Annotated in this window: 4 protein-coding genes and 1 pseudogene; all 5 read right to left on the bottom strand. The window is 66.0% G+C overall.

The window, feature by feature from the left end:
• Positions 1–67 precede the first annotated feature (67 nt).
• Positions 68–358 (bottom strand): YggT family protein, encoded by a 291-nt coding sequence (locus WBF82_RS18855; protein WP_424384468.1) that lies wholly within the window; start codon positions 356–358, stop codon positions 68–70.
• Positions 359–505: 147 nt separating this feature from the next.
• Positions 506–1141 carry a cell division protein SepF gene (locus WBF82_RS18850; RefSeq protein ID WP_424384467.1) on the bottom strand — a complete coding sequence of 212 codons (636 nt, stop codon included), beginning with the start codon at positions 1139–1141 and terminating at the stop codon, positions 506–508.
• A 63-nt stretch (positions 1142–1204) separates the two neighbouring features.
• Positions 1205–2005, bottom strand: coding sequence for a YggS family pyridoxal phosphate enzyme (locus WBF82_RS18845; RefSeq protein ID WP_424384469.1), 801 nt, complete (start codon positions 2003–2005; stop codon positions 1205–1207).
• Positions 2002–2709 (bottom strand): peptidoglycan editing factor PgeF, encoded by a 708-nt coding sequence (pgeF, locus tag WBF82_RS18840; protein WP_424384466.1) that lies wholly within the window; start codon positions 2707–2709, stop codon positions 2002–2004. The genes WBF82_RS18845 and pgeF overlap by 4 nt, the downstream gene beginning before the upstream one ends.
• Positions 2710–2780: 71 nt before the next feature.
• Positions 2781–3029: pseudogene (locus tag WBF82_RS18835) on the bottom strand (cell division protein FtsZ); the annotation flags it as partial.

Below are 3029 nucleotides of genomic sequence, written 5' to 3'. Positions count from 1 at the left end.
AACGAAATGCGGCCCGGCAAACCCTCCAAGGCCCGCAGCTGGCCGCCGCAGTGGGTGCGTCGCGGCTTCAGGCCTGGTAATCGATCGCCATGGTCATGCCGATGAAAGCCACCAGCAGCAGGACCATGATGGACAGGTCAAAACGGACGGCACCGACAGTGAGCTGCGGTATCAGCCGACGCAGTAGCTTCACCGGCGGGTCGGTGACCGACAGGATGATCTCGAGGATGACCACGGTGGCACCCCGCGGTCGCCAGTCCCGGCTGAACGAGCGGATGAACTCAATCACTACTCGCGCGATCAGCAATAGCCAGAAGATGAACAGCGCATAGCCAACGATATGGACGACCTGCGTCAACGAGAGCCCGACCTTAGCGATGAAGAAGATGTGACTTTGATGACAGCCCCGGCTGCGGCCAGCACGGCAACGCCCAGCCTACCCACTCGAACAGCCGGCTACATCCGTCCAGCAACGTTGCCCGCCTCTCGGCGGAGCCGTCGGGCACTATTGGTAGGCGTAAAAGCCGGTCTCGGCGATGCGCCGGCGCTCCTGGGGCGAGACGTCGACGTCGGCGGGTGAGAGCAAAAACACCTTGGTGGCGACCTTGTCGAAGGATCCCCGCAGCGCGAAGGCCAATCCAGCCGCGAAGTCGACCAGCCGCTTCGCGTCAGCGTTGTCCATCGAGACCAGGTCCATGATCACCGGGGTGCCGTCACGGAAGCGCTCCCCGATGGTGCGGGCCTCGCTGTAGTCCTTGGGCCGCAACGTGGTGATTTTCGACAGTGGGCTGCTCTCGTCGAACAGCATCGCCATTCGGCGTGGATCCATCGCCAGGGCGCCGCGGGTTGAGCCCCGCAGTGACCCGAAGCGCGGCCGGGCCAGGTCGCCGCGGTCGTATTCGTGGGCCCGGAACCGGGGTTCGTCGGGGTAGCCGCCGCGATAGCCAGCCGATGCGAAGTCGCCGGGCTCGCCGCGTGGATCGTCGTAGTCGTGTCCGTCATAACGGCCGTACCTGTCGTCGGCAAACCGCTGCCGCGGGTAGCCGGCCTGCGTCGGGGCGTGGTCGTCGTAGTACTCGTCGTCGTAGTCCTCCATGGGCGCCATACCGAAGTAAGCCTTGACCTTATGCAGTGTGCTCATCGCCTGGACCCCTTCTAGGCTCTGCGAGTTTCGGTGTCTGTGATGAAGATGTGACTGGAGTGACTAATTAGGTGACGGTAGCGGTCTCCTGCCCAATAACGCGGTACCGACACGCACACACGTCGAACCATGTTTGACCGCCGTTTCGAGGTCGTTGGACATCCCGGCCGACAATCCCACCGCGTGTGGATGGGCCCGGCGTACCCGCTGGTGTTCCGACTCCAGCCGCGCGAACGCCGTATCGGGGTCCCAGTCCAGCGGCGGGATGCCCATCAGCCCAACCAATTCGAGGGATTCGGCGGCTTCGACCTGCGCGCAGATGTCGTCGACGCCTTTCGGGTCGGAGACGTCGACACCTCCTCGGGACACGTCGCCGTCCAGGCTGATCTGGACGTAGACCCGCAGCGGATTGTCCCGACGTCCCTCGCTGCGTGCCGCCGCCACGGCCCGGTCCAATGCCCGCACTACCGGGGCGCTGCTGAGGGAGTGGGCGGTGTGCGCCCAGTTGGCCAACGACCGAGCTTTGTTGCGCTGTATCTGGCCCACCATGTGCCAGTGCGGGTACGCCGATGCCGCTGATATCGAGGTATCGCCCAGCAACCTTGCGACTTCGGCTACCTTTGCCGCCGCCTCCTGCTCGCGGGATTCGCCGAAGGCCGCGCATCCCAAACTCGACAAAATCGCGACATCGGTTGCTGGAAAGAATTTGGTAATAGGCAGAAGTTGAATTTCGTCGACTTTGCGGCCGGACGCTTCCGCGGCAGCCGTGAGTCGCGATCGAAGCGCTGTCAAAGCGTCGGTTAATTCCGATTCCCGCTCGGGTCGGGATGTTAGTTTTACCGCCACTCGACAGTCCTGGTTCATTCGATCCACACGACCGATGCCAGTCGCCCGGTCGGGGCGCCTCGACGATGACTGAACAGGTTGGCATCATCGACCGTGCAGCGCGGGTCGACATCGATGGCCGTGACACCCAAAGTCTTTAGCTGACGGGCGATTCCAGCACGAAGGTCTAGCCCGGGCGCGCCGGTTGAGGTGGTGGTGCGACTGCCAGGCAGCGCCGCCTCGACCTCATCGGCCATCTCCGCGGGCACTTCGTAGTTGCGCCCGCTGACGGCCGGCCCTAGCAGCGCCGAAATGTCGGGTTCGTGCGCGCCGGCGGCCACCATGGCCTCGATCGTTCGGGCCACCACACCGTCGCGCGCTCCGACTCGACCGGCATGCACGGCGGCGACGACGCCGGCCCGCGCGTCGGCCAACAGCACCGGCACGCAGTCGGCGCTCACCACCGCCAACCCCAGCCGCGGCGTGCTCGTCACGAGTGCGTCGGTGTCGGCGACCGGGGTGTCGCGCGACCCGTCGACCCGCTCGACCCGATCACCGTGCACCTGGTTCATCCACACCATCCGGTCGACGCCAAGGCCGATAGCGGTGGCCAGCCGTCGCCGGTTGGCCGCCACTGCGGCCGGGTCATCGCCGACATGGTCGCCGAGGTTGAAGGTGTCAAACGGCGGCGCCGAGACGCCACCGGCGCGGGTGGTGGTTACCCGCCGGATGCGAACGCTCACATATCCAGTATCCGGCTCGCCCAGCATCGACTCGCCCAGACGGCAGGCCACGGCCCCCATACGTTGGCGGGCTAGCGCCGCATGAACGGCGGCACGTCGACGTCGTCGTCCTCGCCGCCGATGTCGAGCGTCGAGCCGTTGGTGTGCACCGGCACACTGACGGCGTCGGCGGGCTCGAACAATGTCGAACTGACCTTGCCGGCCGTGCCCGCCGCGATGCCCTGGGTGCTGCCGGTGACGGGCCTTCGACTGGGCCCGGCGGCGTCGAAGCCCGCCGCGATCACGGTGACCCGCACCTCATCGCCGAGCGAGTCGTCGAT

The sequence above is a fragment of the Mycobacterium sp. genome (assembly GCF_049673265.1).
Lineage (GTDB): Bacteria > Actinomycetota > Actinomycetes > Mycobacteriales > Mycobacteriaceae > Mycobacterium.
Note: the sequence above shows the minus strand (reverse complement) of the source record. Positions and strands in the feature narration are given on the sequence as shown.